24 protein-coding genes are annotated in these 26,958 nt (G+C 71.5%); 9 read left to right on the forward strand and 15 right to left on the reverse strand.

Going from position 1 to position 26,958, the window contains the following annotated elements; translation table 11 throughout:
• Nucleotides 1–36: 36 nt before the first annotated feature.
• On the reverse strand, nt 37–654 hold the full coding sequence (locus HD593_RS45535) for a GNAT family N-acetyltransferase (protein ID WP_185109133.1): 618 nt from the start codon (nt 652–654) through the stop codon (nt 37–39).
• Between the two features lie 31 nt (nt 655–685).
• Here HD593_RS45535 and HD593_RS45540 point away from each other — a divergent pair, with 31 nt between their 5' ends.
• Nucleotides 686–1,687: a helix-turn-helix domain-containing protein gene (locus HD593_RS45540; protein ID WP_312904196.1), complete on the forward strand. Its 1,002-nt coding sequence runs from the start codon at nt 686–688 to the stop codon at nt 1,685–1,687.
• A 7-nt stretch (nt 1,688–1,694) separates the two neighbouring features.
• On the opposite strand, the gene HD593_RS45545 is transcribed toward HD593_RS45540, so the two are convergent.
• The 6 genes from HD593_RS45545 to HD593_RS45570 all read right to left on the reverse strand — a co-directional run bounded on the left by HD593_RS45545 (nt 1,695) and on the right by HD593_RS45570 (nt 7,925).
• The gene (locus HD593_RS45545; RefSeq protein WP_185109134.1) at nt 1,695–2,453 is read right to left on the reverse strand and encodes an SDR family NAD(P)-dependent oxidoreductase; all 759 of its coding nucleotides are present in this window, start codon (nt 2,451–2,453) and stop codon (nt 1,695–1,697) included.
• Nucleotides 2,454–2,571: 118 nt separating this feature from the next.
• The gene (locus HD593_RS45550; RefSeq protein WP_185109135.1) at nt 2,572–4,848 is read right to left on the reverse strand and encodes a tetratricopeptide repeat protein; all 2,277 of its coding nucleotides are present in this window, start codon (nt 4,846–4,848) and stop codon (nt 2,572–2,574) included.
• A gap of 19 nt (nt 4,849–4,867) precedes the next feature.
• Nucleotides 4,868–5,623, reverse strand: coding sequence for an SCO6745 family protein (locus HD593_RS45555; protein WP_246547065.1), 756 nt, complete (start codon nt 5,621–5,623; stop codon nt 4,868–4,870).
• Nucleotides 5,624–5,671: 48 nt separating this feature from the next.
• Entirely contained in the window at nt 5,672–6,484 is an 813-nt protein-coding gene (gene dapF / locus HD593_RS45560) for a diaminopimelate epimerase (protein WP_185109136.1), read from the reverse strand.
• Between the two features lie 9 nt (nt 6,485–6,493).
• A complete protein-coding gene (gene miaA / locus HD593_RS45565) occupies nt 6,494–7,399 on the reverse strand; it encodes a tRNA (adenosine(37)-N6)-dimethylallyltransferase MiaA (RefSeq protein WP_312904199.1) in 906 nt (301 codons plus the stop codon).
• A 13-nt stretch (nt 7,400–7,412) separates the two neighbouring features.
• Nucleotides 7,413–7,925 (reverse strand): methylated-DNA--[protein]-cysteine S-methyltransferase, encoded by a 513-nt coding sequence (locus HD593_RS45570; protein WP_185109138.1) that lies wholly within the window; start codon nt 7,923–7,925, stop codon nt 7,413–7,415.
• A gap of 1 nt (nt 7,926) precedes the next feature.
• Here HD593_RS45570 and HD593_RS45575 point away from each other — a divergent pair, with 1 nt between their 5' ends.
• Nucleotides 7,927–8,844, forward strand: a complete 918-nt coding sequence (locus HD593_RS45575) for a ribonuclease Z (RefSeq protein ID WP_185109139.1) — start codon at nt 7,927–7,929, stop codon at nt 8,842–8,844.
• Here HD593_RS45575 and HD593_RS45580 read toward each other — a convergent pair.
• The 4 genes from HD593_RS45580 to miaB all read right to left on the reverse strand — a co-directional run bounded on the left by HD593_RS45580 (nt 8,817) and on the right by miaB (nt 13,793).
• Nucleotides 8,817–9,470, reverse strand: a complete 654-nt coding sequence (locus tag HD593_RS45580; protein ID WP_185109140.1) for a class III extradiol ring-cleavage dioxygenase family protein — start codon at nt 9,468–9,470, stop codon at nt 8,817–8,819. The two genes, HD593_RS45575 and HD593_RS45580, sit on opposite strands and share 28 nt — an antisense overlap.
• A 47-nt stretch (nt 9,471–9,517) precedes the next feature.
• Nucleotides 9,518–10,261 (reverse strand): isocitrate lyase/PEP mutase family protein, encoded by a 744-nt coding sequence (locus HD593_RS45585; RefSeq protein WP_185109141.1) that lies wholly within the window; start codon nt 10,259–10,261, stop codon nt 9,518–9,520.
• Nucleotides 10,262–10,412: 151 nt separating this feature from the next.
• Nucleotides 10,413–10,982, reverse strand: coding sequence for a hypothetical protein (locus HD593_RS45590; protein ID WP_185109142.1), 570 nt, complete (start codon nt 10,980–10,982; stop codon nt 10,413–10,415).
• Nucleotides 10,983–12,296: 1,314 nt separating this feature from the next.
• Entirely contained in the window at nt 12,297–13,793 is a 1,497-nt protein-coding gene (miaB, locus tag HD593_RS45595; RefSeq protein ID WP_221525314.1) for a tRNA (N6-isopentenyl adenosine(37)-C2)-methylthiotransferase MiaB, read from the reverse strand.
• Nucleotides 13,794–13,930: 137 nt separating this feature from the next.
• Between miaB and HD593_RS45600 the strand changes: the two genes are divergently transcribed.
• The 6 genes from HD593_RS45600 (at nt 13,931) to HD593_RS63970 (ending at nt 20,054) form a co-directional block, all read left to right on the forward strand.
• Nucleotides 13,931–14,686, forward strand: a complete 756-nt coding sequence (locus HD593_RS45600) for an amino acid ABC transporter ATP-binding protein (protein ID WP_185109144.1) — start codon at nt 13,931–13,933, stop codon at nt 14,684–14,686.
• A gap of 20 nt (nt 14,687–14,706) precedes the next feature.
• A complete protein-coding gene (locus HD593_RS45605) occupies nt 14,707–15,567 on the forward strand; it encodes a glutamate ABC transporter substrate-binding protein (protein WP_185109145.1) in 861 nt (286 codons plus the stop codon).
• 58 nt (nt 15,568–15,625) lie between these two features.
• Nucleotides 15,626–16,294, forward strand: a complete 669-nt coding sequence (locus tag HD593_RS45610) for an amino acid ABC transporter permease (protein WP_185109146.1) — start codon at nt 15,626–15,628, stop codon at nt 16,292–16,294.
• Nucleotides 16,291–17,208, forward strand: a complete 918-nt coding sequence (locus HD593_RS45615) for an amino acid ABC transporter permease (protein ID WP_185109147.1) — start codon at nt 16,291–16,293, stop codon at nt 17,206–17,208. The genes HD593_RS45610 and HD593_RS45615 overlap by 4 nt, the downstream gene beginning before the upstream one ends.
• 99 nt (nt 17,209–17,307) lie before the next feature.
• Entirely contained in the window at nt 17,308–18,153 is an 846-nt protein-coding gene (locus HD593_RS45620; protein ID WP_246547067.1) for a glutamate ABC transporter substrate-binding protein, read from the forward strand.
• 50 nt (nt 18,154–18,203) lie between these two features.
• A complete protein-coding gene (locus HD593_RS63970; protein WP_185109149.1) occupies nt 18,204–20,054 on the forward strand; it encodes a S9 family peptidase in 1,851 nt (616 codons plus the stop codon).
• Between the two features lie 98 nt (nt 20,055–20,152).
• On the opposite strand, the gene rny is transcribed toward HD593_RS63970, so the two are convergent.
• From rny to HD593_RS45645, 4 genes are all read right to left on the reverse strand, one after another.
• Nucleotides 20,153–21,769 carry a ribonuclease Y gene (gene rny / locus HD593_RS45630; RefSeq protein ID WP_185109150.1) on the reverse strand — a complete coding sequence of 539 codons (1,617 nt, stop codon included), beginning with the start codon at nt 21,767–21,769 and terminating at the stop codon, nt 20,153–20,155.
• An 816-nt stretch (nt 21,770–22,585) separates the two neighbouring features.
• Nucleotides 22,586–23,593, reverse strand: a complete 1,008-nt coding sequence (recX, locus tag HD593_RS45635; protein ID WP_185109151.1) for a recombination regulator RecX — start codon at nt 23,591–23,593, stop codon at nt 22,586–22,588.
• Between the two features lie 11 nt (nt 23,594–23,604).
• Nucleotides 23,605–24,690 (reverse strand): recombinase RecA, encoded by a 1,086-nt coding sequence (gene recA / locus HD593_RS45640; RefSeq protein WP_185109152.1) that lies wholly within the window; start codon nt 24,688–24,690, stop codon nt 23,605–23,607.
• A gap of 196 nt (nt 24,691–24,886) precedes the next feature.
• The gene (locus HD593_RS45645) at nt 24,887–25,642 is read right to left on the reverse strand and encodes a TetR/AcrR family transcriptional regulator (RefSeq protein WP_185109153.1); all 756 of its coding nucleotides are present in this window, start codon (nt 25,640–25,642) and stop codon (nt 24,887–24,889) included.
• A gap of 65 nt (nt 25,643–25,707) precedes the next feature.
• On the opposite strand from HD593_RS45645, the gene HD593_RS45650 reads away from it, so the two are divergent.
• A complete protein-coding gene (locus tag HD593_RS45650) occupies nt 25,708–26,895 on the forward strand; it encodes a retropepsin-like aspartic protease (protein WP_185109154.1) in 1,188 nt (395 codons plus the stop codon).
• The last annotated feature ends 63 nt before the right edge of the window (nt 26,896–26,958 follow it).

The raw sequence follows: 26,958 nt of genomic DNA on the forward strand, positions 1-26,958 counted from the left end.
AACGACCATAAAGTCCAGGACCCGCCGGAACAAGAGCTACCGCACCGGCGAAGTGTCCCGTACGAGATACGTGACCACACCCGCGCCCGGCACGGCCAGTTCCTCGAACCCCAGGCGGTCGTAGAAGGCCCGCGCCGCCACGTTGCTGGTCAGCATGCTCAGATGCAGGCCCTCGACCCCCGCCCCGCGCAGCCCGTCGACGAACGCGCCCATGAGCCTGCGCCCCCACCCCTTGCCCTGCCAGTCCGGCAGCAGGTCGATGTGCAGGTGCGCCGGATGCCCCGCCAGCTCGGGCAGGATCATCCGCTCGGGCCGGTGATGCAGGGCCAGCATCTCGTCGTCCCGCGTCACGGGCGGGTCGGCGGGCACGGGCAGCGCCGCGCGCGGGATCCACTCCTCCCGGTAACGGCGCACGAACCGCTCGGTGTCGGCCGTGCCCACGATGTAGCCGACGGCGTTGCCCTCGCCGTCGTCCACCACGTGCGCGTGCTCGGGCTCGAGGATCACGTACGGGGCGGCGAACAGGTCGCCCATGAGCCGGTCGGAGGCGTACATGCCGCGGGCGTCGCCTCCGGCGTCGGCGGTGCGCACGCAGATGTCGTAGACACTGTCCAGATCCCGGGACTGGTACGAACGCACATAAGGGGAGATCATTCGCGACAACGTACCAGTACGCTGGGCACGCGTGAGAAAGGGCGACATGGCGCAGCAGCGGCGATTACTCGAAGGTCTCGGCGTCACCGTCGCCGAGGAGACCGCCTACCGTGCCCTGCTCCGGCACGGCCCGGCGACGCTGAGCGAGCTGGCCACCGAGACCGGCTCGTCGGCCGCCGCCATCCGCCGCATGCTGCCCAGGCTGGAGGACCTCGGCCTGATCTCCCGCGTGGCCGGCCGCCCGCTCCGCCTCGTCGCCACGCCCCCGAACATCGCCATCGACATCCTCGTCGCCCGCCGCCAGGAGGAGCTCACCCACAGCCGCGCCGCCGCCGCCCTCCTGGCCACCGAGGTCGCCGACCGCGGCGGGCCGCATCCCGAGGAGGTGCTGGAGGTGGTGACCGGCCGCGACGCCGTGGCCAGGCGGTACCTCCAGCTCGAACGCAACGCCACCCGGGAGATGCTGGTGCTGGTGCATCCGCCGTACGCGGTGGACATCAGCGACGACCGCGAGAACCGCCGCCGCGCCGCCCGCCAGGGCGCGCCCGTCACCCGCGGCATCTACAGCCCGCTGGCCTTCGAGCAGCCCGGCATGCTGGCCCACACCCGCCGCGCGATCGCCGACGGCGAGCAGGCCCGGCTCGGCCAGGTGCCGGTCAAGCTCGCCGTCGCCGACGCCCGCACCGCCATCCTCCCGCTGGTCTCCGACGAGGACCGGGCCGTGGAGAGCGCCCTGGTCGTGCACCCGTCGGCGCTGCTGGACGCCCTGGTGGGCCTGTTCGAGACGCTCTGGCGTGCCGCCGTCCCGCTCCGCCTGACCCCGGAGGGCCTGGAACAGGACCGGCAGGGCCCCGACGAGGAGGTGCTGGCGCTGCTGGCGGCCGGCATGAAGGACGACGCCATCGCCCGGCAGCTCGGCCTGAGCCCGCGTACGGTGCAGCGCCGCGTCCAGGTGCTGTGCGAGCAGCTCGGCGCGCGGACCCGCTTCCACGCCGGTTTCCTCGCCGCCCACCACGACCTGCTGCCCGAGTGACCGCTCGCTAGGTGATCAGGATGCCGCCGTCCACCGGCAGCGCGACCCCCGTGATGTACGAGGCCGCGTCGCTCGCCAGAAACACCGCGGCCGCCACCAGCTCGGCCGGATCCCCGGCCCGCTTCATGACCACCCGCGACTCCATCATCTGCTCCAGGTAGCCCGGCTTGTACTGCTCGGTCATCTCCGAGGCGAAGAAGCCGGGCTCCAGGCAGTTGACGCGGATGCCGCGCCGCCCGGTCCACTGCTGTGCCAGGTCGCGCGTCAGCCCGACCACCCCGGCCTTGGACGCGCTGTAGGCGGCCTGGGGCAGCCCGGCCGTGGTCTCGCCGAGGATGCTGCCGATGTTCACGATCGACGAGCCCGGCCGCATCACGCGGGCGCACGCCTGCGCCATCCAGTACGTCCCGTGCAGGTTGACCTCGACCACCCGGCGGAACTCCTCGGGCGACTCGCGCAGCGCGGGCACGGCAGTACCGACGCCGGCGTTGTTGATCAGCACGTCCACGGAGCCCATGGCCTCGGCGGCGGCGGCCACGACCGCGTCGCAGTCGCCGGGCTGCGCCACGTCCGCGGGCACGGCCAGGCACCGGCGGCCGGTCTCCTCGACCAGCCGCCGCGTCTCCTCCAGCCGCTCCTTGCGCCGGGCGCAGATCACCACGTCGGCGCCCGCCTCGGCCAGGCCGCGCGCGAACGCCACCCCCAGCCCGGCGGACGCCCCGGTGACGATCGCCACCTTGCCGTCGAGCCGGAACCGCCCCAGCACGCCTGGATCCGTACTCCGCGCCTCAGCCACTGACCGCGTTCCTTCCGCCGGTGAAAGCCCTACCGGGGAGGATGGCACAGCAGGGGCTCGCTCCGCACCGCCGGGCCGGTAGGCGGACCTACAGGCCGTACTCCTTGACGATCCGCTCGTGCCGCTCGACCTCGACGTCGATCTCGCGGGCCAGGTCGAGCCAGGCCAGCGGGTGCACCCAGCGCTCGGTGGCGTCGTCGAGGAGCGCGTCGACCTCGGAGGGCGACACGTCCGGCGGCACCGCGACCCAGCCGAACACGCCCGGCAGCGGCTCGCTGCTGGTCGGGTGGGTGACGGTGTAGTTCTCGTCGCTGTAGACCCACATCGGCCAGCCGCGCTCGGCCATGACCTCGGTGAACTCCGCCCAGTCCTCCTCGCTCGGCGCGGCGCCGTCGAAGAAGTAACTGGTGTAGCCGCCGGGCCGCAGGATGCGCACCGCCGCGAACGGGGGCACGAAGTTCTGCTGCTCCTGCGGGTCGTCGGGGACGGGCTCGAGGAGCTGCGGGTCGAACACGACGAGGTCGCCCGCGTTGTACTCCATGCCGCGCGGCTGCGGCAGGGCGAGCCTGGCGGTGGCGGGGCCGGTGCGGATCGACAGGACCTGGCGCTGGCCGCCGTCGGGCGCGGGGAGGATGACCCGGATGAGGCCCATCTCCTCCTCGATCGGGCCCTCCTTGGACTTGATCGGCATGCCGATCTTGGCGGCGCCCTTGCGTACGGTCTCCCAGTCCTCCGCCGAGGTGGCCATGACGATCATGCGCCAGACGTCCTCGTCGGTCAGCTCGTCGAGCACCTCCAGCAGCACCTCGGCGGCCCTGCCGTTGGCTTCGAGCTGCTGGGCGGCGCCGGACAGCAGGCGGCGGGCCTCGATGCCGGCCCCCGCGTGGATGGCGTGCTCGGCCGCGTCGACCGTCTCCTGCCAGCGCTCGCGGGCGCTGTGCAGCCTGGCCAGCGTGAGGTGCTGGGCGGCGTGCGGCAGCAGGGCGGCCATCTGCTCCAGGCGCTCGTCCTGGCGGGCCTCGATGAGCAGCGTGGTGAGGTAGGCCACGTCGTCGGAGTCGGCGCCGGCGATGTCGCCGCTGTCGACCAGCAGCTTCCAGTAGATGTCGGCGCCGGTGGCGGGGTAGCCGAGGAAGCCGAGCGTGGTGGTGTGCCGGCGGGTGGCCTCGATGTCCTGGCCGGACAGCGGGGCCAGCCAGCCGACCCACTTCTCCGGGTCGGCGTTGAAGCCGTCGGCGGCGTCGAACAGGCCCACCCGCTCCTCGACCGGGCCGGGGGCCTCGGGCTCGGCGGTGGCGTCGGCGGTGGCCCGCAGCGCGCTGATGCGCTCGCTCAGGTCGCCGGGCTCGCGCAGCTCGGCGCTGCCGGACTCGGCCAGATCGGCCAGCAGCCTGGCCTGCCAGACGCCCTGCCTGCCGATGGCCAGCTCGCCCGCGACCAGCGCGAGCTCGACGCGGGAGCGGTAGCCGCCCATCATGCCGAAGTAGTCCATCCACTGGCGCAGGACCCGGCCGAGCTGCCAGGTGTTGGTGATCTGCGCCGAGCCGGCCAGCTTGTTGACCGCCCGCGACCACTCCACCCACACCCGCGGGTGCTCGCCCACGACGTCGAGGTCGGGCAGCGCGTCGACGGCCTCGGCGATCCGGCCGAGCGTGGCCAGGATCAGCGCCCGGCGCACGCCGTCGCGGTGCTCCTTGGCCACCGGGTCGTCGGCCTGGAACCCGGCCGCGGCCTGCAGCGCGGTGAGCGCGTCCTCGGCGCGGCCGGCGGCCAGCAGCGCGCGGGCGCTCTCGGCGCCCAGCTCCCAGCTCGCCTCGCGCCCGGCCGTGCGCAGCCGCTCGACGGCGGACTCGGCGTAGGTGACGGCCTCGCCCGGCTTGCCCGCGTCGATGAGGGCCGCGACGTACTGGGTGACCAGCCCGGCGAAGGCGGGCTTCTCCGGGGTGGTGCTCTCGAGGTAGGCGCCGAGGGTCTCGAGGCGGTCGGTGGCGTAGCCGGGGCCGTCGGTGTTGGCCCAGACCACGGCCAGCGCCTCGACGGCGGCCGGGACGGCGGGGCACTCGCGCACGTCTTCGCGCTGAGCGAACGCCAGGAGCTGCTGGGCGTCGTCGATGGCGACCGCGCCCTGGGCCCGGTCGCCGATCCGGCCGATCAGATGCCAGTAGCGGGCGTAGAACTCGAGCCAGGGCAGCTCCAGGCTCTCGGCCTGCTGCGCGATGGCCGGGGCCATCACGTCGAGCTGCGGATACCGGCCCTCATAGGCCTGTGCAGGGAGGTCTCCCAGCGCCATGGCGAGGCCAACGTTGCCCGCCTCGGAAAGCTGCTGCTGGGTTTCGCCGACCCAGGCCCAGATGTCCACGTCCATGGGCAGTCAGTCTGCCAGGTCAACGAGCGTGCCCAAAACGCAGAAGGTCGATCAGCTCGTCCGATTCGCTGTCCGTCAGGACCGAAAACACCGGCGCCATGAGATCGTCGGTGGTCTCCTCCACGGCCGCGCGCCGCGCGAGCACGTCGGGGCCGGGCTCGGCGTACGGCTCCGGCCAGGTGAAGAACCTGGCGATGGCCGCGCCCTGCGACTGCCCGAGCGGGGTCCCGGTGTGGTCGGCGGCCAGCGTCGCGTCCAGCGGGTGCAGCCCGGCCGCGAGCACCGCGTTGGCGTGCAGGCCGCCGCGCAGCTCGCGGACGACGTGCATGAGCTGCACGGCCCTGGCGGGCGGGTCGCCGGGCAGCGGCACGGCCCGCCAGCCCGCGAAGAGCGGCGCCCCGACCGGTGAGGCCTGCTCGACCACCGGCTCCAGCAGCTCGGCGATCCTGGCGCAGCCCTGGTAGCCGCCCAGCTTGCGCCGGCCCCACGCGTGGCAGGCCTCGGCGTAGAGCTCGACGGCCCGGTCGGCGGGGAGCTTGCGGCCGCCGTTCCAGTTCTCCTCGACGTGCGCGGCCGGAAAGAAGACGGCTACGGCGGTGACGACGTCGGCGTCACACTCGCCGAGCACGCCGCAGCGGCCCCTGAAGTAGACCTCGCGGGGGCCGAGGCCGTACTCGTCGCAGATGGCCTTGACCTCTCGGGAGATCATGAACCCGCCGCCGATCTGGCCGATCGGCGTCTTCACCCGTACGGCGGTGGTGCGTGGGTCTGCCATGTCCACCTCTCAGTTCGCGAAGTAGACCCAGCATCCCCTATTAGAACTTCATTCTGCAAGCATCAGTTCGCCGCTGGCCACGATCACCGCGGGGCCGGACAGGTAGCTGGTGTCCTCGTCGAGGATCACCGTCAGCGTGCCGCCCAGCACCTCGACCGTCCACGTGCCGGTGGTGTCACCGGACAGGTGCGCGGCGGCGACGGCCGTGGCCACCGAGCCGGTGCCGCACGAGCGCGTCTCGCCCGAGCCGCGCTCGAAGACGCGCATGACGGCGCGGCTGACGCCGACCGGGTTGAACAGCTCGACGTTGACCCCGCCGGGGAAGACGCCGGTGTCGAAGCCCGGCTGGTGGGTGAGGTCGAGCTGGGCGACGGGCTCGCCGATCGAGCAGGCCAGGTGGGGGTTGCCCATGTCGACGCAGATCCCCGGGTACTCGTGCCCGCCCAGCGTGGCCACGCTCTCCCCGTGCACGACCGGCTTGCCCATGTCCACCGTGACGTCGCCGTTGGGCTCGATGTGCACCTTGCGCAGCCCGCCCCTGGTCGCGATCGAGAACTCGGAGCCGTGCTCGAGCCCGGCGTCGAGCAGGTAGCGGGCGAACACGCGCACGCCGTTGCCGCACATCTCGGCCACGCTGCCGTCGGAGTTGCGGTAGTCCATGAACCACTCGGCCTGCGCGGCCTGATCGCTCACCTCGTGACTGTCCTTGGCGCGGGCCACGCGGAGCACGCCATCGGCGCCGATGCCTGCTCTCCTGTCACAGATCTTGGCGACGAGCGCGGCCGACACGTCGACCACGCCCTCGGGATCGGGCAGGATGACAAAATCGTTCTCGGTGCCGTGCCCCTTGAGAAAGCGCATTGTAAAAGTTTATTCGCACGCGGGTCCCGCGATTCGCGCCAGGGACCGCTCAAGCAGGTCCGGGGCGTCGTACGGCAGCCACTGCACCCGCGGATCCCGGCGGAACCACGACTCCTGCCTGCGGGCGAAGCGCCTGGTCAGCCTGACCGTCTCGGCCATCGCCTGCTCCTCGCTCCACTCCCCCTCCAGGAACCGGATCACCTGGGCGTAGCCGAGGGCGCGGCCGGCCGTACGGCCCTCCGCCAGCCCCTGGCCGAGCAGCGCGCGTACCTCGTCCACCAGGCCCGCCTCCCACATGCGCCGCACCCTGAGCTCGATCCGCGCGTCCAGCTCCGGCCTGGGCACCTCCAGCCCGATCTGGACGCTCGGGTACACGGCGTCGTAGGACGGCATCGTGGCCGAGAACGGGCGGCCCGACAGCTCGATCACCTCCAGCGCCCGCACGATGCGGCGGCCGTTGCTCGGCAGGATCGCCGCCGCGGCGGCCGGGTCGCGCTCGCGCAGCCGCTCGTACAGGGGGGCCGGGCCGCGCTCGGCCAGCTCGGCCTCCAGCCGTGCCCTGATCTCCGGCTCCGTGCCGGGGAACTCCAGCTCGTCGATGGCCGCCCGCACGTACAGGCCGCTGCCGCCAACCAGCACGGGCACCTCGACGGCGTCGATCACCGCCCTGGCCAGCTTCTGGTACTCGGCCACGCTCGCCGTGACCGTCACGTCCCAGATGTCCAGCAGGTGGTGCGGCACCCCGCGCCGCTCCTCCTTCGTCAGCTTGGCCGTGCCGATGTCCATGCCGCGGTAGAGCTGCATGGAGTCGGCGTTGACGCACTCGCCGCCCAGCCTGAGGGCGAGGTCCACGGCGAGATCGGACTTTCCTGCGGCCGTGGGGCCCACGACGGCGATGACTGGCTGCTGAGACACACCGACCAGTGTGCTAGAGATCGAGCAGCGTCGGCTGCAGGTATCCCTCATGGGTCAGCAACCAGCGCTTGGTCTCCACGCCCTCGCCGCCGCTGAACCCGCCCAGCCCGCTGCCCGCGATCACCCGGTGGCAGGGCACGACGATCGGGATCGGGTTGGAGCCCATGATCGAGCCGATGCCGCGGGCGGGCACGCTGGAGCCGCTCAGCCTGGCCAGCTCGCCGTAGGTGACCGTCCGGCCGTACGGGACCTCGTGCAGGGCCCGCAGCACCCGCAGCCGCGAGCCCGACATGAGCCGCCAGTCGATCGGCGTCTCGAACGTCCTCAGCTCGCCCGCGAAATAACCGTTCAGCTCCGCGACGACGGAGGCCGTACGATCCGCATCATGAACCTCAGCCAGGTCGAGGCGGCCTGCCAGCCGGTCGCGGGTCCCCCAGCCCGACGCGACCAGGCCGGTCTCGGTGACGGCCAGCACGAAGCTGCCCACAGGCGTGGGCACCTCGGCGTAGGCAACCGTGGTGGTCATCGTGTCCTCACGTGAGCTCGTGGTGCTGGGCACGTCCAGCGCCGTTCCTACCCGACACCGTAACCACAACGGCTACCTGTTGCGCTGGGACGGCCAGGGCTTCCTGTTCGACCCGGGCGAGGGCACCCAGCGGCAGATGGTGCACGCCGGGCTGAGCGCGAACGACGTCCACTGGCTCTGCGTGACCCACTTCCACGGTGACCACTGCCTGGGCGTGCCGGGCGTCGTCCAGCGCATCGCCCGCGACAGGGTGCGGCACCCGGTGCGGGCGGTCTTCCCCGGCTCCGGAGAGACGTTCTGGCGGCGGCTGCGCCACGCCGCCGCGTTCGCCGACACGGACGTCGTCTCCGAGCATCCACTCTCCGGCGACCTGGCCGGCGTCGGGCCGCTCGTCGCGCGCCGCCTGTCCCACCCCGTCGAGTCGTACGGCTACCGCGTCCAGGAGCCCGCCGGCCGCCGCATGCTGCCCGAGAAGCTGGCCGCCCACGGCATCCGCGGCCCCGAGGTCGGCGAGCTGCAGCGCACCGGCTCCGTCCGCGGCGTGACGCTCGCCGAGTGCAGCGTGCCGAAGCCCGGCCAGAGCGTGGCGTTCGTGATGGACACCCGGCTCTGCGACTCCGTCTTCGAGCTGGCCTCCGGGGTGGACCTGCTGGTGATCGAGACCACGTTCCTGTCCGCCGAGAGCGCGCTGGCCAAGGAGTACGGGCACCTGACGGCGTTCGAGGCGGGCGTGGTGGCGGCGGACGCGGGCGTGCGCAGGCTGGTGCTCACGCACTTCTCCGAGCGGTACGGCTTCGACGCCGAGCCCTCCTTCGTCGAGGAGGTACGGCGCAGCTTCGACGGCGAGGTCGTGACGGCCCGCGACCTGATGCGGATCCCCGTGCCGAAGCGTCAGGCCAGCCAGGTCCCGGCGAGGTAGCCGACCCCGTACGGCGCCGACGCCGTCAGCAGGCGCCCCCGGTACGCCCGCGCGCCCGCCGCCCCAGCCAGCACCTGCAGCGCCGCCCGGCCGCTCACCCACAACCTGTCGGCCTCCGCTGGGTCGAGCGCGGCCAGCGTGGCGGGGTCGCCCGTCGCGACCGCCTTCGCGATCAGCTCGTTGTACGGGCCCGCGGCCTCGTCGTACCTGCCCGGCGCCCTGGGGCTCAGGCAGGCGGAGCCGTCGGCCATGACCAGCAGCGCCACCCGGTCGCCGCGCCCGCCCAGTTCCCCGCCCAGCGCCAGGCAGTCCGCGGCCGGCGCGCCGAACGCCACGGACTGGCAGCGCTGAGGCTCCTGAGCTTCGAGCAGCAGGCGGGCGACGGTCAGGGACAGCGGCAGCACCGGCTCCCCTGCACCCGCCGTGCGGTCCACTCCCCACGGGCGCAGGGTGCCCGCCGCACCCGCCTCGTACGCGCGGGTCGCCTCGGCGCCGCCCACCACGACCAGCGTGTCGGGACGTGCTTCGCGCAGTGCCGCGATCGCGGCGTGGCAGGCGGAACGCAGCTCGGGCATCCCGAGCACGACCAGCGGGGTCGACGGGCAGACGGCGGCGGCGACTAGCACGAGCGCAAGCGTACGTGGCCACGCCCTGCCGGCCTCACCCGGAGTGTTCAGAAGGGCCTGCGGCCCTCGCGGATGTCGGCGATCAGGCCCCGGGTGAAGGCCTGGGACGCCTCGTGCAGCCCGCTCCCGAAGCTGATCCTGGCCACCCCGAGCTCCGCCAGCCTTCCGAGGCCCGGTGTCCGCGCGCCGAAGTACACGTTGACCGGCGCGCCGAGCTCGCTCACCAGCGCCGCGATCTCGTCCTCGTCGGCCAGCAGGATGGGGTACACGCAGTCGGCCCCCGCCTCCAGATACCGCCGCCCGCGCGTGACGGCCTCCTGCCTGGACGCCGGGCCGTACAGGTACACGTCGACCCTCGCGTTGATCACCAGCGCGTCCCCTGCGACCGCCCGCACCTCGGCCAGGAACTCCGCCTGCTCACCCGGATCCACCAGCTCGCCGCGGCCCGGCAGGGAGTCCTCCAGGTTGCAACCGGCGGCTCCCGCTTCTAGCAGGCGTTCGACGAGCTCGGCGGGCTTGAGCCCGTACCCTTGCTCGACGTCGGCGGTCACCGGCACGCCCTCGACGGCCCTGGCCACGCGGGCGACGGCCGCCATCATCTCGCCGACGGGGGTGAGCTCGCCGTCGTCGTAGCCCAGCACGCGCGCGACGGCGGCGCTGCTGGTGGCCACGGCGGGGAAACCCGCCTCCCGTACGGCGCGGGCGGAGGCGGCGTCCCAGACGTTGGGCAGGATCAACGGGGTGCCGGGGACGTGCAGCGCACGGAGTGCGGACGCGTTGTCAGTGGTCATGGCTCAACCGTAGGAGGGGCAGTGGCTCCCTTGTAGAGCCAGTTCCTCCCATAAGACAGCAAGCCACTTCTTCGTCCGGCCCGCATGGGCGTTTCGCGAACCGGCCCGCACCGTCCGCTCTTCGGGCAGGGACCGGCGAACTCACCCGTTCCTAGCAGCCGCTCTTCGAGCACTGGCCGGCGACCTCGCCCGCGGGACCGTTGGCCGGGGTGTCGGCGGGGGTGTCGGCGGGGGTGTCGCTGCCGGAGGACTGCGGCGCCTTGGTGGGGGACGTCGTGGCCGGCTTCTTGCCGCTGTTCGCCTGGGTGGCGGGCCGGGGGTCCGTGCCCGTCGAACCGGTGTCGTCGGTGCCGCCCGTGCCGGGGTCGGCGACGTCGCCCATGCTGCCGTCGTCGGGGGCGTCGGTGGACAGGTCGCCGTCCTCGGGGGACTCGGTGGTGACGTCGCCCATCGTGGCGTCCTCGCCACCGAGGTCGTCGGTGCCGCCGGTGGTCTGGGCCGGCGCGGGGCCGCCGCCGCTCTGCTGGGCGGCCTGGCCGGGGTTCCCCGCCAGCAGGTAGCCGGTGCCGCCGGCCGCGAGCAGGGCGACGAGCGCCGACGCGGCGATGATGAGCGGCTTCTTGTTCGTCGCTTTTCTCGGACGTCTATTTCCCGACGGCGGGCGGATGTCTCCCGGGCCGTCCAGGATCTCGTGGCGATCCGGCACGTTCGGATCATGCATGGGGTTACAGCTCCCTGCGGTCGTATCGGGGAAAGCTCGCCGGCTTCCGCGGGTGATGGACCACACTAGCCGCAACGGCTGAATGCTCGCACACCAATCACAAAGGAATCACGACTTGTCCCCCCTTCGATCCATTTGCCCAGGTAGCCGACCGGCCCTCGCGCCGCTGGCAGGAGTCATCGGCGTGCTCGCCACCGCCGGAGCGGGAATATTCCTGGCATTCAGCAACTCAACCGACGCTTCACCGCAAAGACATGGGGAATTTGATCAGGAAACTTCGCTTTCCGCGAGATCGAATACGTCCGCTTCGCCACTCTGGGCATCGAACATGACACAAACAGCAACTGCGGTGGCGGCTTCTCCTGGAGCGGTCCCATTCCCGTCGACGCAGGCGGCGGCCATGGCGCTCGGGCCCTTGTCACCGCCCTGGATCGAGGCCGTGCCGCCGTGGAACCCCGACGACCTACCGCCTTGGAACGTGACAGCTCCCCCGCCTTGGGACGCCGCGCTCTCGTCCGCTCCAGGCGCCTCACCACCTCCGGGCGGGAGCCCGTACCCGTACTCCGCGGGCGTGGTCGCACCGTCGCCGGGCGGGGCCGTGCCGATCACCGTCCCCGCGGGGACCATCGGGCCTGTCCCAACGTCCCTCAACCGCCCCCGACACTCATCCCCCACCCCTGGCCGTGCCGCCTCCCCGGGGCGTTCGCCGGCCCCTCCCCGGGAACGCTCGGCGACTCCTGACCGGGCACAGGAATCCCCGACGCCGCGAGCGTCCCCGCAGGCGCCTCCCCCGCGCCGGCCGAGCCAGCACGCCGACACCTCCCCGCCCGCCCGGGGACGCGGCCTGCCGAACCCCTGCGCCACCATGAACGATTTCCGCCGGCAGCCCTGCGATCAGGTCCTCGCCGACCTCACCCGCTGACCACCCGGGCCCGTCCTCGCCACACCCTCGCGGACGGGCCTCCACCTGCGAGCACGCCACCCCACAACGCCTGACACGCCCTTGTCAGCCGCCGACCACGTTGCGCCGACCGCCACCGCACACCACCCGCCGACCCGGCGCCGGTTAGGCACGGGCACGCGCGCCGCCGGGCGGCCGCGGGGTCACCGCCGGGCGTCCGCCGGATCGCCACCCGACCGCGACCGAAGCACCGCCGGGACGCCGCCGAAGCACCACTCGACCTCGGTCGAGGCACCGCCGGCCGCCGGCATGCCTCCGCCCAGCCGCCGGCATGCCGCCGCACAACACACCGCCGAGCAGCCACCGCGCGGCCCCGAGCTGCCGAGAGCCGCCGGCCGTCGCCGGGAGGGACGTCAGTGGGCTGAGCAGCCGCCGGTGGAGGTGGGTAGCGGGGCGGGGCGGCCGATGGTGGGCATGCCGAGCAGCACCCCGGCACCCGACGACGAGGGAGCGCCCTGGCGGGCCTCCCAGGCGTCGCCGGCGCGGGTGCGGCGGACGGCCAGGGCAGCGCCGTCGGCCACCAGGTGGTGCGGGGCCGCGTACGTGACCTCGGCCGTCACCATGTCCCCCGGCCGCGGCGTCTCGGCGCCGACCGCGAAGTGCACGAGGCGGTTGTCAGGCGCGCGCCCCGACAGCCGGTGCGTGGCGTCGTCCTTGCGGCCTTCGCCCTCCGCCACCAGCACCTCGAGCGTCCGCCCGACCTGCTTCTTGTTCTCCTCCCACGAGATCTCCTCCTGCAGGGCCACGAGCCGCTCATAGCGCTCCTGCACGACCTCCTTGGGCACCTGGTCGGGCATGGTGGCCGCGGGGGTGCCGGGACGGATGGAGTACTGGAAGGTGAAGGCGTTGGCGAAGCGGCTCTGGCGGACGACGTCCAGGGTGCCCTGGAAGTCCTCCTCCGTCTCGCCGGGGAAGCCGACGATGATGTCGGTGGAGATGGCCGCGTCGGGCATGGCCGCGCGGACCCGTTCGATGATGCCGAGGTAGCGCTCGGCCCGGTACGAGCGGCGCATCGCCCGCAGCACCCGGTCGGAGCCGGACTGCAGGGGCATGTGCAACTGGTGCATGACGTTGGGGGTCTCGGCCATGGCGGCGATCACGTCGTCGGTGAAGGCGGCCGGGTGGGGCGAGGTGAAGCGGACCCGCTCCAGGCCGTCGATGTCGCCACAGGCGCGCAGCAGCTTGCCGAAGGCGAGCCGGTCGCCGAACTCGACGCCGTAGGTGTTGACGTTCTGGCCGAGGAGCGTGACCTCCAGCGCCCCCTGATCCACCAATGTCCGGACTTCGGCCAAGATGTCGCCGGGCCGGCGGTCCTTCTCCTTGCCGCGCAGCGACGGCACGATGCAGAACGTGCAGGTGTTGTTGCAGCCGACCGAGATCGACACCCAGGCGGCGTACGCGGACTCGCGCTTGGTGGGCAGCGTGGAGGGGAAGACCTCCAGCGACTCCTTCAGCTCGACCTGCGCCTCGCCCTCGACGCGGGCCCGCTCCAGCAGCACCGGCAGCGAGCCGATGTTGTGCGTGCCGAAGACCACGTCGACCCACGGCGCCTTGCGGACGATCTCGCCCTGGTCCTTCTGCGCCAGGCAGCCGCCGACGGCGATCTGCATGCGCGGGTTGCGCGTCTTGGCCGGCCGGAGGTGTCCGAGGTTGCCGTAGAGGCGGTTGTCGGCGTTCTCCCGTACGGCACACGTGTTGAACACGACCACGTCGGCCGTCTCGCCGTCGGGGGCGGGCACGTAGCCGGCGTCCTCCAGCAGGCCTGACAGCCGCTCGGAGTCGTGGACGTTCATCTGGCACCCGTATGTGCGCACTTGGTACGTGCGGGCGCCCTCCTGGGTCACAGTCATGGCACGTTCAAGGGTAGTCGTTGTGCGGCTTGCGGCGGCCCGTATGGATCTAAAAGGCCAGCTTGGCGGCATGATGTGATCGGATCGGTACCGCTCGGTTAGTGCACAGCGTTCTAACGCCCTCTACGTTTTACTCCATGACGGAGAACGGGGACGCCACTCCACTGGTCCAGTTGGAGAACGTCAACAAGCACTTCGGGGCGCTGCACGTCCTGAAGGACATCAACTTGACCGTCTCTCGCGGCGAGGTTCTGGTCGTCATCGGCCCTTCGGGCGGCGGGAAGAGCACGCTCTGCCGCACGATCAACCGGTTGGAGACGATCAACGACGGCAAGATCATATTTGACGGCCAGGTGCTGCCGGCCGAGGGCAAGGCGCTGGCGAGGCTGCGGTCCGAAGTCGGGATGGTCTTCCAGTCGTTCAATCTGTTCGCCCACAAGACCATCCGCGAGAACGTCACGCTCGGCCCGACCAAGGTCCGCGGCGTCCCCAAGGACGCCGCCGACAAGCGGGCGATGGAGCTGCTGGAGCGGGTGGGCATCGCGGCGCAGGCCGACAAGTACCCCGCGCAGCTCTCCGGCGGTCAGCAGCAGCGCGTCGCGATCGCCAGGGCGCTGGCCATGGATCCGAAGATGATCCTGTTCGACGAGCCGACCTCCGCACTGGACCCCGAGATGGTGCAGGAGGTGCTCGATGTGATGATCGGGCTGGCGCGTGACGGCATGACCATGATGGTCGTCACGCACGAGATGGGGTTCGCCCGCCGCGCCGCCAACCGGGTCGTGTTCATGGCGGACGGGCAGATCGTCGAGGAGAACACCCCCGACGAGTTCTTCACCAACGCGCAGACGGATCGTGCGCGCGACTTCCTTTCGAAGATCCTCACGCACTGAGAGTTATGAGGCAGGTACACATGCACATGCGTCGAACGGGAGCGGTGCTCTCCATTGCGGCACTCGCCGCGGGCCTGGCCGCTTGTGGCGGTGGGGAACAGACGTACGCCACCGTGGCCGACAAGATCACCGGCGGCGGCACGGTCGTGGTCGGCACCAAGTGGGACCAGCCGAGCCTGGGCCTGAAGATGGGCAACGAGCCCGAGGGCTTCGACGTCGACGTCGCCAAGGCCGTGCTGAAGGAAGTGGCCGGCGGCAAGGATGTGAAGATCGAGTGGAAGGAGTCGGCCTCGTCCAACCGCGAGCCGTTCCTCCAGAACGGCACGGTCGACATCGTCTTCGCCACCTACTCCATCACCGAGGAGCGCAAGACCAAGGTCACCTTCGGCGGCCCGTACGTCGTCGCCCACCAGGACGTCATGGTCCGCAAGGACGACGCCTCGATCAACAAGCCGCAGGACCTCGTCGGCAAGAAGATCTGCAAGGCGGCGGGCTCGAACTCGTACAAGCGCATCACCGACCCGCCCCCGGACGGCGAGCTCGACCTCGACGCCACCACCGTCGACGCGGCCAACTACTCCGAGTGCGTGCAGAAGCTCTCCGGCAGCAACCTCGACGCCGTCACCACCGACGACCTGATCCTGGCGGGCTTCGCCAAGCAGGCCGGCGGCAACTTCAAGGTGCTGGGCCAGGGCTTCACGGACGAGAAGTACGGCATCGGCCTGAAGAAGGGCGACACCAAGACCTGCGAGGCCGTCAACAAGGCGGTGGCCACGCTGTGGAGCAACGGCACCATGAAGACGCTGCTGGACAAGTGGTTCGGCGGCATCCAGGGCCTGAACGTGTCCACGGCCGCGCCGGAGGCCGAGGGTTGCGCCTGACCACGTCGGTGACGGCGGCCGGTGACCCGGCCGCCCGTCGCCCCTTCGGTGGAGCACGATGGACGAACTAATCAAGTACGGGCCGGACCTCGCGCTGGGCTTCCTGGAGAATGTCAAGCTGTCGATCGTGGGCGCGATCGCCGCCCTGCTCCTCGGCACGATCCTGGTGGCGATGCGGGTCTCCCCCACCCCGGTCCTGCGCGCGGCCGGCACCGTCTACGTCAACGTGGTACGCAACACCCCGCTGACGCTGGTGCTGGCGTTCTCCGCGCTGGGCCTGAGCGACCAGCTCGGCCTGGTCTTCTCCGAGACGCCGACGACCAACTCGTTCTGGATCGTCGCGATGGGGCTGTCGCTCTACACGGCGGCCTTCGTCTGCGAGGCGCTGCGCGCCGGCGTGAACACGGTGCCGATGGGCCAGGCCGAGGCGGCCAGGGCGATCGGGCTGACGTTCATGCAGTCGCTGACGATGATCATCCTGCCCCAGGCCTTCCGCGCGGTCATCGCGCCGCTGGGCAGCGTGATGATCGCCATGATCAAGAACACCACGGTCGCGACCGCCGGCGGGTTCCTGCTCGACTCCGCGGCGGTCATGAAGATCACGTTCGACACGACTGGCGCGTCGATCCCGATCTTCCTCGGCATCGTCGTCGCGTTCATGGCGCTGACCATGCCGATCGGGTTCTTCACCGGCTGGCTGGCGCGACGGCTGGCGGTGGTCCGATGAGCACCTCCGTGCTGTTCGACGCGCCGGGCCCGCGCGGGCGGATCCGCAACCACACGCTCACGGTGGTCAGCGTCATCGCGGTCGCCGCCGTCCTGTACGGCATCTACCGCGGGTTCGACGCCAAGGGCCAGTTCGAGGGCAAGATCTGGCAGCCGTTCCTGCAGTGGGAGACCTGGGACTTCTACATCATCCCCGGCCTCATCGGCACGTTGCGGGCGGCGGCCGTGGCGGCGGTGCTCGCGCTGGCGTTCGGCGCGATCTTCGGCCTGGCCAGGCTTTCGGACCACAAGTGGATCCGGGTGCCGGCCGGCGTGGTGGTCGAGGTGTTCAGGGCCATCCCGCTGCTGCTGCTGATCTTCTTCATCTTCTACCTGGCGCCGATGATCGCCGGTGGCGGCGACTACGCCTTCATGGCGGTCGTGCTCGGCCTCATGCTCTACAACGGCTCGGTGCTGGCCGAGGTCGTCAGGGCCGGCGTGCACGCGGTGCCCAAGGGGCAGTCCGAGGCCGCGTACGCGGTGGGCATGCGCAAGAACCAGGTGATGAGGCTGGTGCTGCTGCCGCAGGGCGTCACGGCGATGATGCCGGCGATCGTCAGCCAGCTCGTGGTGCTGCTCAAGGACACCGCGCTCGGCTACATCATCGCCTACGTCGACCTGCTCAACACCGGCTTCAAGATCCTCCCGGCCCGCTTCTTCGGCTCGCTGATCCCGGCGGCCATCGTCATCGGCGTCATCTACCTGGCGCTCAACATGGCGCTGAGCTACCTGGCCACGTGGCTGGAGAAGCGCAGCAGGCGCAGCCGCAAGACGGCGGCGCGCCCGGTCGCCGCGCCCGGCTCGGCAGAGGTCGGCGTCGGCGCGGGCCAGGGCACCGAGGGCGGCGGGCTGGCGCCCGACAAGCCCCTGGAATGACCCCTTCCCGGGCGGCGGGCGTCATGCTCGCCGCCCGAGATGTCAAAGAAAGCCCCAGCTCCGCATTACAGTGCGCCTGACGCGGGTATCCGGGTGAGCATGCGCAGGGCGGCGCTCGCGGGGGCGGCTGTGACGGTGGGGCTGGCCGCGTGTGGCGGCGGCGGCTCGTACGCCACGGTCGTGGACAAGGTCGAGAACACCGGCACCGTCGTCGTCGGCACGAAGTGGGACCAGCCGGGCCTGGGGCTGAAGATCGGCAACGAGGAGCCCCAGGGCTTCGACGCCGACGTGGCCCGCTACCTCGTCAGCCACCTCACCGGCCGCTCCGACGTGCGGATCACCTGGCGCGAGGCGCCGTCGTCCACCCGCGAGGCGCTGCTGCAGAACGGCACCGTGGACATGATCGTGGCCTCCTACTCCATCACGGAGGCCCGCAAGCCCAAGGTGACCTTCGGCGGGCCGTACGCGATCGTCCCCCAGGACACCATGGTCCGGGCGGACGACACGCGCATCAAGAAGACGAGCGACCTGCGGGGCAAGCGGATCTGCCTGGCCGAGGGGTCGAACTCGTACCGGCGGATCGTGGACCCGCCCCCCGACGGCAAGCTGGACCTGCCGGCCCAGCTGGTGCACGCCGCCAACTACTCCGACTGCGTACGCAAGCTCGCCGCGGACCAGCTGGACGCCGTCAGCACCGAGAGCCTGATCCTGGCCGGGTTCGCCGAGCAGGACCCCGGCAGGTTCCGGCTGCTCAACGACCCGATCACGGACGAGAAGTGGTCCGTCGGGATCAAGAAGGGCGACACCGAGACCTGCGAGGCCGTCAACCGGGCCATCGCCGGCATGTGGCGGGACGGGACGACCGCGCGGCTGCTGCGCAAATGGTTCGGCAGGACTGATCTCGTCCTGCCGTCCGCCCTGCCGCGGCCCGAGGGCTGTCCCTGATCTACGGGGACCGGGCCGCACTCCAAGCGATCTTCCGGCAGGATGCGGGTATGCCCTTCTGGCCCTCCCCCATATCGACCAGAGACGTGGCCGGTTCCGGCGTGCGTCCCGGCTGGCCCGTGGCCATGGACGGCCAGGTGTGGTGGACCGAGGACCGTCCCGACGAGGGCGGGCGCACGGTGATCGTCCACCGCGCCGCCGACGGCACCCGCCGCGACGTGCTGCCCCCGCCCTGGTGCGCGCGCACGCGGGTGCACGAGTACGGCGGCAGCCCGTACACCGTGACCCCCGCGGGCGACGTGGTCTTCGCCAACCTCGAGGACCAGCGGCTGTACGTCGTGTCCGGTGACGGCGAGCCGGAGCCCCTCACCGACGACGGCTGCCGCTACGCGGACCTGCTGGTGCACGGCGGCCAGGTGTGGTGCGTACGCGAGCAGCACGACGAGGACGGCAAGGTCACCAGGGCCGTCGTCGCGATCCCGCTGGACGGCGGCGAGGCCCGCGTGTGGGCCACCGGCTGCGACTTCTACGCCGGTCCGGCCGTCTCGCCCGACGGGCGGCATCTGGCCTACGTCTGCTGGAACCACCCCCGCATGCCCTGGGACGGCACCGAGCTGCGCGTCGTCCCCCTCGACGGCGCCCTCGACGGCGCCCTCGACGGCGGCGGCACCGCGTGGCGGGTCCGCGGCGGCCCGGCCGAGTCCGTGCTCGCACCCGCCTGGAAGGACGACTCCCGGCTCTACCTGATCTCCGACGCCTCCGGCTGGTGGAACCTCTACGAGGTGGGCCTGCGCGGCGAGGACGCGCGGGCGCTCCACCCGGCCGAGGAGGAGTTCACGCTGCCGCCGTGGCAGCTCGGCGGGATGCCGTACGCGGTGCTCCCCGGCGGGCGGCTCGCGGTCCTGCACGGGCGCGGCGACCTGCGGCTGGGCCTGCTCGACCCCGGCGCGGGCACGCTGACCGACCTCGACCTGCCCTGCACCGGCTGGAACGCCTCGCTGGCCGCCGACGGCACGTCCGTCATCGGGATCGGGTACGCCGCCACCGCATCCCGCTCCGTCATCGCCGTCGACACCGCCACCGGCCGGCACCAGGCGCTCGAACACGACGCCGCCCCCCTGCCCGACCCGGCCTACCTGCCCGTCCCCGAGCCCGTGCTCGTGCGGCGCCCCTCGGCCGACGTGCACGCGTACCTGTACCCGCCCCACCCCCTCGCCACCGACGGCACACCCCCGTACGTGATCTTCGTGCACGGCGGCCCGACCGCCCACGCCGACACCGCGCTCGACCTGGAGAAGGCGTTCCTCACCTCACGCGGCATCGGCGTGCTCGACCTCAACTACGGCGGCTCGACCGGCTACGGCCGCGCCTACCGCGACCGGCTCAGGGGCCAGTGGGGCGTGGTGGACGTCGAGGACACGATCGCCGCCGCCGAATGGCTGGCCGGCGAGGGCCTGGCCGACCCCGGCCGCATCGCGGTACGCGGGAGCAGCTCGGGTGGCTGGACGGTGATGGCCGCCTGCTGCCGCTCCGGCGTGTTCGCCGGAGGCGTCTCCTACTACGGCATCAGCGCCCTCGGCCCGCTCGCCGCGCACACCCACGACTTCGAGTCCCGGTACGTGGAGTGGCTGGTGGGGCCGGAGGATCCGCAGGTGTACGCCGCGCGCGAGCCTCTCGCGCTGGTGAACGGGGTGAGCTGCCCCATGCTGCTCCTGCAGGGGCTCGACGATCCCGTGGTGCCGCCCGAGCAGTCCTCCGCCTTCGCCGACGCGCTCGCCGAACGCGGGGTGCCGTGCACGTACCTGGCCTTCGAGGGCGAGTCGCACGGCTTCCGCCGCATCGAGACCCGCGCGGCGGCCCTGGCGGCGGAGCTGGCCTTCTACCAGCAGATCTTCTCGTAGCCGATCATCGTCGTCGGAGTGCTCGGCTCGGTCCTGCCGGCTCGGTCCTGCCGGCTCGGTCCTGCCGGCTCGGTCCTGCCGGCTATGTTGGGCTCGGCTCAGCGGGCGAACTCGGTCGCCCGCGACTCGCGCACCACCGTGATGCGGATCTGCCCGGGGTAGGTGAGCTCCTCCTCCACCTGCTTGGCCACGTCCCTGGCGATGACCTGGGCCTGGATGTCGTCGATGGCGTCCGGCTTGACCATGACCCGGATCTCCCGCCCGGCCTGCATGGCGAACACCTTCTCCACGCCGTCGTACGACTGCGCGATCTCCTCCAGCCGCTCCAGCCGCTTGACGTACGCCTCCAGGGACTCGCGCCGGGCGCCGGGCCGGCTGCCGCTGATCGCGTCGGCCGCCTGCGTGAGCACCGCCTCGACGGTACGCACCTCGACCTCGTTGTGGTGCGCCTCGATGGCGTGCACCACGTCCTCCTCCTCGCCGTACCTGCGGGCGATCTCCGCGCCGATCAGCGCGTGGCTGCCCTCGACCTCGTGCGTCAGGGCCTTGCCGATGTCGTGGAGCAGGGCGCAGCGCTTCATCAGCGACTGGTTCATCTTGAGCTCGGCGGCCATGATGCCGGCGATGTGGGCGGACTCGATGAGGTGCTTGAGCACGTTCTGCCCGTAGGAGGTGCGGTAGCGCAACTGCCCGAGCAGCAGCGTCAGCTCGGGGTGCATGTCGGTGATGCCCAGCTCGACCAGGGCGTCCTCGCCGGCCCGCGCGCACAGGTCCTGGACCTCCTGGCGGCTGCGGTCGTGCGCCTCCTCGATGCGCTGCGGGTGGATGCGGCCGTCGAGCACGAGCTTCTCCAGCGTCAGCCGCGCCGTCTCCCGCCTGACCGGGTCGAAGCACGACAGCAGGACCGCCTCGGGGGTGTCGTCGATGATGAGGTTCACGCCGGTCGTGGACTCGAAGGCGCGGATGTTGCGGCCCTCACGGCCGATGATCCGGCCCTTCATCTCGTCGCCCGGCAGGTGCAGCACGCTCACGACCGACTCGGCCGTCTGCTCGGCCGCCAGCCGCTGCACGGCCAGCGTCACGATCTTCGTGGCGCGCTTCTCGCCCTCCTTGCGGGCATCGCCCTCGATCTCCCTGACGATCAGCGCGGCCTCGCGCTTGGCCTGGTTCTCGATCTCCTTGACCAGCTCGTTCTTGGCCTGCTCGCCGGTCAGCCCGGCCACCCGCTCCAGGATGAGCCGCCGCTCCTGCTCGACCTGCAGCAGCTCCTCGCGCCGGTCGGCCAGCTCGACCTCGGTCTCGGCCAGCTTCCTGTCACGTTCCGCCTGCCGCCTGGCCTCCTCGTCGAGCCGCTGCTCCCGCTCGGCCAGCCTCGCCTCCCGGCGTTCCAGGTCTGCGCGCAGCTCCTTGAGCTCGGACTTGAGTATCCGGCTCTCCTCCTCGACCTCGCGCCGCATCTGCGCCGCGCTCTCGGCCGCCGCCTCCGACCTGCGCAGCATGTCCTCGGCGTCGCTCTCCGCCTTGTGGCGGATCTCCCGCGCCTCCTCCCGCGCCTGCTCCAGCTCCTCGTGCACCGCCTCCACCTGCTCGGCGCTGGGCTTCGCCTTGCCGGGCAGGCTGCCCGAGGTGCGGCGTACGACGACGAGAAGCGCCACGATCATTCCGAACGCGAGCACGAGCACCGCCACCATCAGCACCACGACCAGCGGCCCCATGTGTGCCCCGCCCTCCTCGCGTCGTCAAGAACTCATAACGCGGCCACAAACGGGAGGGGTCACAGGCGCGCCGCGGAAAGCCCTGTCGGCGTCATCGCCGGGATCGATGTCAAGCCAAGGCTGATGGGGCGTCGACCGCTCGTGCCGACACCTCTCCTGCCTTGTTCAATTCGTCCGTCGCTCACCGGTATGGCAATCCGCACTGCGCGGAGTAACTCCTCACTGCCGTCGAGGTTATGCGTCGAACAGGTCACGAGCAAGCAAACGCGTCATCAAGCGTGTCTTACAGGCCTGCATCTCCACGTTCAGACAGGTGTCACCCATGAGTGCCGGAATCGCCCATCCGGTTGGGGCATACTGCGGCATGTCGCCCATGCGACGCTACGACCGTACGCCGGCCAGGTCGACACCGGGTCGCCGAACGGCCAAGGCCCCCCACGCGCCGCCGGGCGCGACAAGCAGAGGCGTCGCCGCCCACTTTGAAGGTCGTCGCCACCTGCGAGCTCATCGCTACTTGCGAAGCTCAACGACACTCGCGAAGCTCATCGCTACATGCGAAGATCACGACACTCGCGAAGCTCGCCGCCACTTGCGAGATGCGCCGCCACTTGCGAACTTCACCGCCACGTGCGCAGTTCACCGCCACGTGCGCAGTTCACGGCCACCTATGCAGTTCACGGCCACATGCGCTGATCACGGTCGCTTACGAAAGGTCGCCGTCACCTGCGAAAACGGAGACCGACCGGTCCGTCCCCATGACATCCGAGTGCCGATCCGTCCCATGACGCCCGAGAAGCGGGGACATCGGAACGTACCTCAGGAGAAGTCCTCCTCCACCTCGACGCCCTCCTGTTCGAGCGCTTCCCGGATGACGCGGAAGGCCAGGCCGGAGGGGTAGCCCTTGCGTGCGAGCATGCCGGCCAGCCGACGGGTACGGGTCTGCGGGTCGAGCGAACGGGTGGCTGCGAGCTTGCGTTCCACCAGCCGCCTGGCCGTCTCCTCCTCCTGGTCGGGATCCAGCCGTTCCACGGCCTCGTTGACCGTGTCACTGTCGACGCCCCGGTGGCGCAGCTCGGCCGCCAGGGCGCGCTTGGCCAGCCCTCGGCCGTGGTGCCTGGAATCGACCCAGGCCGCGGCGAACGCTTCGTCGTTGATCAGCCCCAGCTCGGAGAAGCGGCTGAGCACCGCCTCCGCTGCCTCCTCCGGCACGTCCCGCTTGCGCAGGGCCTCGGCGAGCTGGGCGCGCGTCTTGGGTGCCATGGTGAGCAGGCGCAGGCAGATGTTCCGCGCCACCGACTCAGGATCCGCCTGGGGCCCCGTACCGGCCGGGCTCTCGTCGTCTGGCCCGTCGGGCAGCCGCCCCCGCCGCCGAGTGCCCTTCCGGCCGCCCCGCCGGGACCGTCCCCCAGCACCTCCCCCGAACAGCCCTCCGCCGTCCTCAACCGACCGAGCGCCCTCAACCGGCCCGGCACCCTCAGCGGGCCCAGCGCCCTCAACCGGCCCGGCACCCTCACCGAGCCAGCCGAGCCCTTCATCAGTCCGTCCAGCTCCATCACCGAACCGCCTGGCGCCACGGTCGTCTCCTCCGTCGGCTTCACCGGAGACAGGCGGCGGAGTGACGGCCGGCCGGCCGTGTGGGGCGGGGGTGTCGTCCTCGAGAGGAGTGGCGGCGCGCAGGCGGTCGCGTTGCTCGCGCCACTCCGCCACCGATGGCCAGCCGTCCGTGGCGGAGCCGGCCAGGTCGCGCGGGCGGGAGGACGTGGGGTCGGGCCAGGCGCCCCGCTCCGGCGGCTGGGGCGCTTGCGGCCGGTCCGTGCTGCTCATGGGGTCAGCGATCAGACGTCACCCGGCTTGGGGGTGGACTTCGAGCCACGGCCCGACGGAGCGGCGGCCGGAGCAGGGGCGGCAGCGGCGGGAGCGTCGAGGCGCGGGCCCACGCCCAGCTTGTCCTTGATCTTCTTCTCGATCTCGTTGGCCATGTCGGGGTGGTTCTTCAGGAAGTTGCGGGCGTTCTCCTTGCCCTGGCCGAGCTGGTCGCCCTCGTACGTGTACCAGGCGCCGGACTTGCGGACGAAGCCGTGCTCCACACCCATGTCGATGAGGCCGCCCTCGCGGGAGATGCCCACGCCGTAGAGGATGTCGAAGTCGGCGACCCGGAAGGGCGGGGCCATCTTGTTCTTGACGACCTTGACCCTGGTACGGTTGCCGACCGCCTCCGTGCCGTCCTTGAGGGTCTCGATGCGGCGGATGTCCATCCGGACCGAGGCGTAGAACTTCAGCGCCTTACCACCGGTCGTGGTCTCGGGGCTGCCGAACATGACGCCGATCTTCTCGCGGAGCTGGTTGATGAAGATGGCGGTGGTGCCGGTGCTGTTGAGGGCGCCGGCGATCTTGCGCAGGGCCTGGGACATGAGGCGGGCCTGGAGACCGACGTGGCTGTCGCCCATCTCGCCCTCGATCTCGGCCTTGGGCACCAGGGCCGCGACCGAGTCGATGACGATGATGTCGACGGCGCCGGACCTGATCAGCATGTCGGCGATCTCGAGCGCCTGCTCACCGGTGTCGGGCTGGGAGACCAGCAGGGCGTCGGTGTCGACCCCCAGCTTCTTGGCGTATTCGGGGTCGAGGGCGTGCTCGGCGTCGACGAACGCCGCGATGCCTCCGGCCCGCTGGGCGTTGGCCACGGCGTGCAGGGCGATCGTCGTCTTACCCGAGGACTCGGGGCCGTAGATCTCGACGATGCGGCCGCGCGGCAGGCCGCCGATGCCGAGGGCGACGTCAAGGGAGATCGACCCCGTGGGGACCACCTCGATGGGAGCTCGGGCCTCGTCGCCCAGCCTCATGACGGAGCCCTTGCCGAACTGACGCTCGATCTGAGCCAGCGCGGTCTCGAGGGCCTTCTCGCGGTCGTTGATAGCCATGGGAACTCCCCCTGGAGGGTCGTGGTCCGATCAGTCGAGTGAAAGCTACGGCCTGCCACCGACAATTTCTGCCGTGTCGGGGAAGACGTGGCGGCTCGGCTGTCTCAATGGTAGCCGAACGGCTGTTCGATCACAGCAAGAACACGCAGGTCGACCATGAGAGTACGCACATCTGCCCGTTCTCCCTGGCCAGCCGTCAGCCCAGCCGCGCCTCGTCAACCGCCCCGCCCGCCGCCGCGCCCGCTGCCCCGCCAACCGCGCCACCCGCCGCCGCGCCCGCCTCCTCACCCGCCACCCCGCCACCCGGCCCGGCCGCCTTCGGCGCGGACAGGAGGCGGAGCGCTTCGAGGAAGAGCTCCGGGGGGCAGCGTTCGGGCGCGAGCAGGGTCAGCAGGCGCATGCCGAGGTCCAGCGACTTCAGGATGGCGTCGGCCTCCCCGTACGGAAGCTCAGCCAGCCCGCTCCCCTCCGGCGCCAGCGGATGCCGCCCGGAACCCGTCCCCTCATCGGGGAACAACACGGCGACGAGCTGCTCACGCACGGCCGGATGGCGAGTGGCGTGCACCATGAACTCCACCGTCAGCCGGGCGAAGGAGTCCTGCCCGCCACCCCGGGCGCCCTCCACCCAGTACGCCCCGAACTCCTCCACCAGCGCCCCCGCCTCACGCCCGCCGTGAAGCAGCCGCTCGGCCTGGGCCCGCGCCTCCCGCCCCAGCCCGTGCCGCAGGACGGCGAGCAGCAGATCCTCCTTGCCGTCGAAGTTCGAGTACACGGCCCCCTTGGTGAGCCCGGCCTCGGCGGCCACCTCGTCCACCGACGCCCCCTGGATCCCCCGCTCGGCGAACACCTTCTCCGCCGCCTCCAGCAGGGCGAGCCGGTTGCGTTCGCGCTGCTCCTGCCTGCTGAGCCGTTCCATCGCCACCACGCTCCGCACTCTCCACCGGGTTGACATCCCCAAGAGTATCCAAATACTGACTGGTATCCGAATACCGAAGAGTATGCGAAAGAGGGAAGCGAATGGACACCTTGGAGCGCGCCGACGAGCTGTTCGAGGCAGGCGACTTCGACACCGCCGGCGACCTCTACCGGCGGGTGCTCGCGACGGACCCCGACCACGTGCACGCCCTCGCCCAGCACGCCTACCTGACCCTCCTGTCCAACCGGCTCCCGGCGGCCGAGCGCCTGCTCAGAAGGGTCCTGCACCTGGACCCCCGGCACGGGCGCGCGCTGCGCCACCTGGCCGACACCCTGTGGCGGGCTGACAAGTTCGCCGAGCTGGCCGGGCTCCTGCCCGAGGTGGTGGAGGGCGCTCTCTCGGCCACGCCCGAGCAGCTCAGGAGCTTCGCCGGGCGCACGCCATACGAGATCTCGGGGCCCGCGACCACGCGGATCCCGTTCGCGGCGGAGAGCCCGCTGCCCATGATCGAGGCGTCACTGAACGGCGCGCCGCCCGCCCTGTTCTTCCTCGACACCGGCGCGCTGTTCGCGCTCAACGACGACTACGCCGCCCGCCTCGGCATCCCCACGTACGGCCATACGACGGGCCGCACCCTCTACGGCGAGCACCCGAACCTCCAGGGCCGCGTGGACCGCCTCACCCTGGGCGCCCTGACCATCGAGCAGGTGCCGGTGCACACCATCCCGGACGAGATCCGCCTCACCGCGCCCGACGGCAGGCAGACCCAGGGCGCGATCGGCACCAGCGTGCTGGCCCGCTTCCTGTCCACCATCGACTACCCGGGCCGGGCACTCGTCCTGCGCCGGAACAGCCGGAACAGCCAGGACAGCCGGGACGTGCGCGCGGCCGTGCAGGCCGGCCAGGCCGGGCACAGCGCGCCCCTGTGGTTCCTGGGCGACCACTTCCTGCTGTCCCACGGCACCGTGAACCATCTCGACCGGATGGTGTTCTTCGTCGACACCGGCGGCGGCGACATCGGTTTCACGGCTCCCCGCTCCACCCTCGAAGCGGCCGGGATCGCCGTCCCCGCGGACGGCGGCCCGCATCCGGTGACGGCCGGCCGGGTGACGCTCGGCACCGCCGTGCGCCACGACGTCCCCGGTCTGGCGGGGGTGTTCCCCGAGTGGTTCGAGCACGGGTTCGGGTTCCGGATCGGCGGGCTGCCCACGCACGAGTTCTTCCGTCCGTACGCGCTCACGTTCGACTTCGCGGGCATGCGCATCCTGATGGACACCCCCGGGGAATGACGCGCGGGCGGTTGCCTCTCGCGTGTTGCCGGGCGCCATGAGCTGGGGAGACTCATCTCAGAG

It is taken from the genome of Nonomuraea rubra (genome assembly GCF_014207985.1).
GTDB lineage: Bacteria > Actinomycetota > Actinomycetes > Streptosporangiales > Streptosporangiaceae > Nonomuraea > Nonomuraea rubra.

Excerpts from the sequence above, each read along its gene's own strand:
- HD593_RS45605 (WP_185109145.1), top strand. The coding sequence starts at position 14,707 with ATGCACATGCGTCGAACGGGAGCGGTGCTCTCCATTGCGGCACTCGCC.
- HD593_RS45650 (WP_185109154.1), top strand. The coding sequence starts at position 25,708 with ATGGACACCTTGGAGCGCGCCGACGAGCTGTTCGAGGCAGGCGACTTC.
- miaB (WP_221525314.1), bottom strand. The coding sequence starts at position 13,793 with ATGACTGTGACCCAGGAGGGCGCCCGCACGTACCAAGTGCGCACATAC.
- HD593_RS45570 (WP_185109138.1), bottom strand. The coding sequence starts at position 7,925 with ATGACCACCACGGTTGCCTACGCCGAGGTGCCCACGCCTGTGGGCAGC.
- HD593_RS45550 (WP_185109135.1), bottom strand. The coding sequence starts at position 4,848 with ATGGACGTGGACATCTGGGCCTGGGTCGGCGAAACCCAGCAGCAGCTT.
- recA (WP_185109152.1), bottom strand. The coding sequence starts at position 24,690 with ATGGCTATCAACGACCGCGAGAAGGCCCTCGAGACCGCGCTGGCTCAG.
- HD593_RS45615 (WP_185109147.1), top strand. The coding sequence starts at position 16,291 with ATGAGCACCTCCGTGCTGTTCGACGCGCCGGGCCCGCGCGGGCGGATC.
- HD593_RS45645 (WP_185109153.1), bottom strand. The coding sequence starts at position 25,642 with ATGTCAACCCGGTGGAGAGTGCGGAGCGTGGTGGCGATGGAACGGCTC.
- HD593_RS45610 (WP_185109146.1), top strand. The coding sequence starts at position 15,626 with ATGGACGAACTAATCAAGTACGGGCCGGACCTCGCGCTGGGCTTCCTG.
- HD593_RS45555 (WP_246547065.1), bottom strand. The coding sequence starts at position 5,623 with ATGGCAGACCCACGCACCACCGCCGTACGGGTGAAGACGCCGATCGGC.
- HD593_RS45590 (WP_185109142.1), bottom strand. The coding sequence starts at position 10,982 with ATGCATGATCCGAACGTGCCGGATCGCCACGAGATCCTGGACGGCCCG.
- HD593_RS45620 (WP_246547067.1), top strand. The coding sequence starts at position 17,308 with ATGCGCAGGGCGGCGCTCGCGGGGGCGGCTGTGACGGTGGGGCTGGCC.
- HD593_RS45535 (WP_185109133.1), bottom strand. The coding sequence starts at position 654 with ATGATCTCCCCTTATGTGCGTTCGTACCAGTCCCGGGATCTGGACAGT.
- rny (WP_185109150.1), bottom strand. The coding sequence starts at position 21,769 with ATGGGGCCGCTGGTCGTGGTGCTGATGGTGGCGGTGCTCGTGCTCGCG.
- HD593_RS45585 (WP_185109141.1), bottom strand. The coding sequence starts at position 10,261 with ATGACCACTGACAACGCGTCCGCACTCCGTGCGCTGCACGTCCCCGGC.
- HD593_RS45600 (WP_185109144.1), top strand. The coding sequence starts at position 13,931 with ATGACGGAGAACGGGGACGCCACTCCACTGGTCCAGTTGGAGAACGTC.
- recX (WP_185109151.1), bottom strand. The coding sequence starts at position 23,593 with ATGAGCAGCACGGACCGGCCGCAAGCGCCCCAGCCGCCGGAGCGGGGC.
- dapF (WP_185109136.1), bottom strand. The coding sequence starts at position 6,484 with ATGCGCTTTCTCAAGGGGCACGGCACCGAGAACGATTTTGTCATCCTG.
- HD593_RS63970 (WP_185109149.1), top strand. The coding sequence starts at position 18,204 with ATGCCCTTCTGGCCCTCCCCCATATCGACCAGAGACGTGGCCGGTTCC.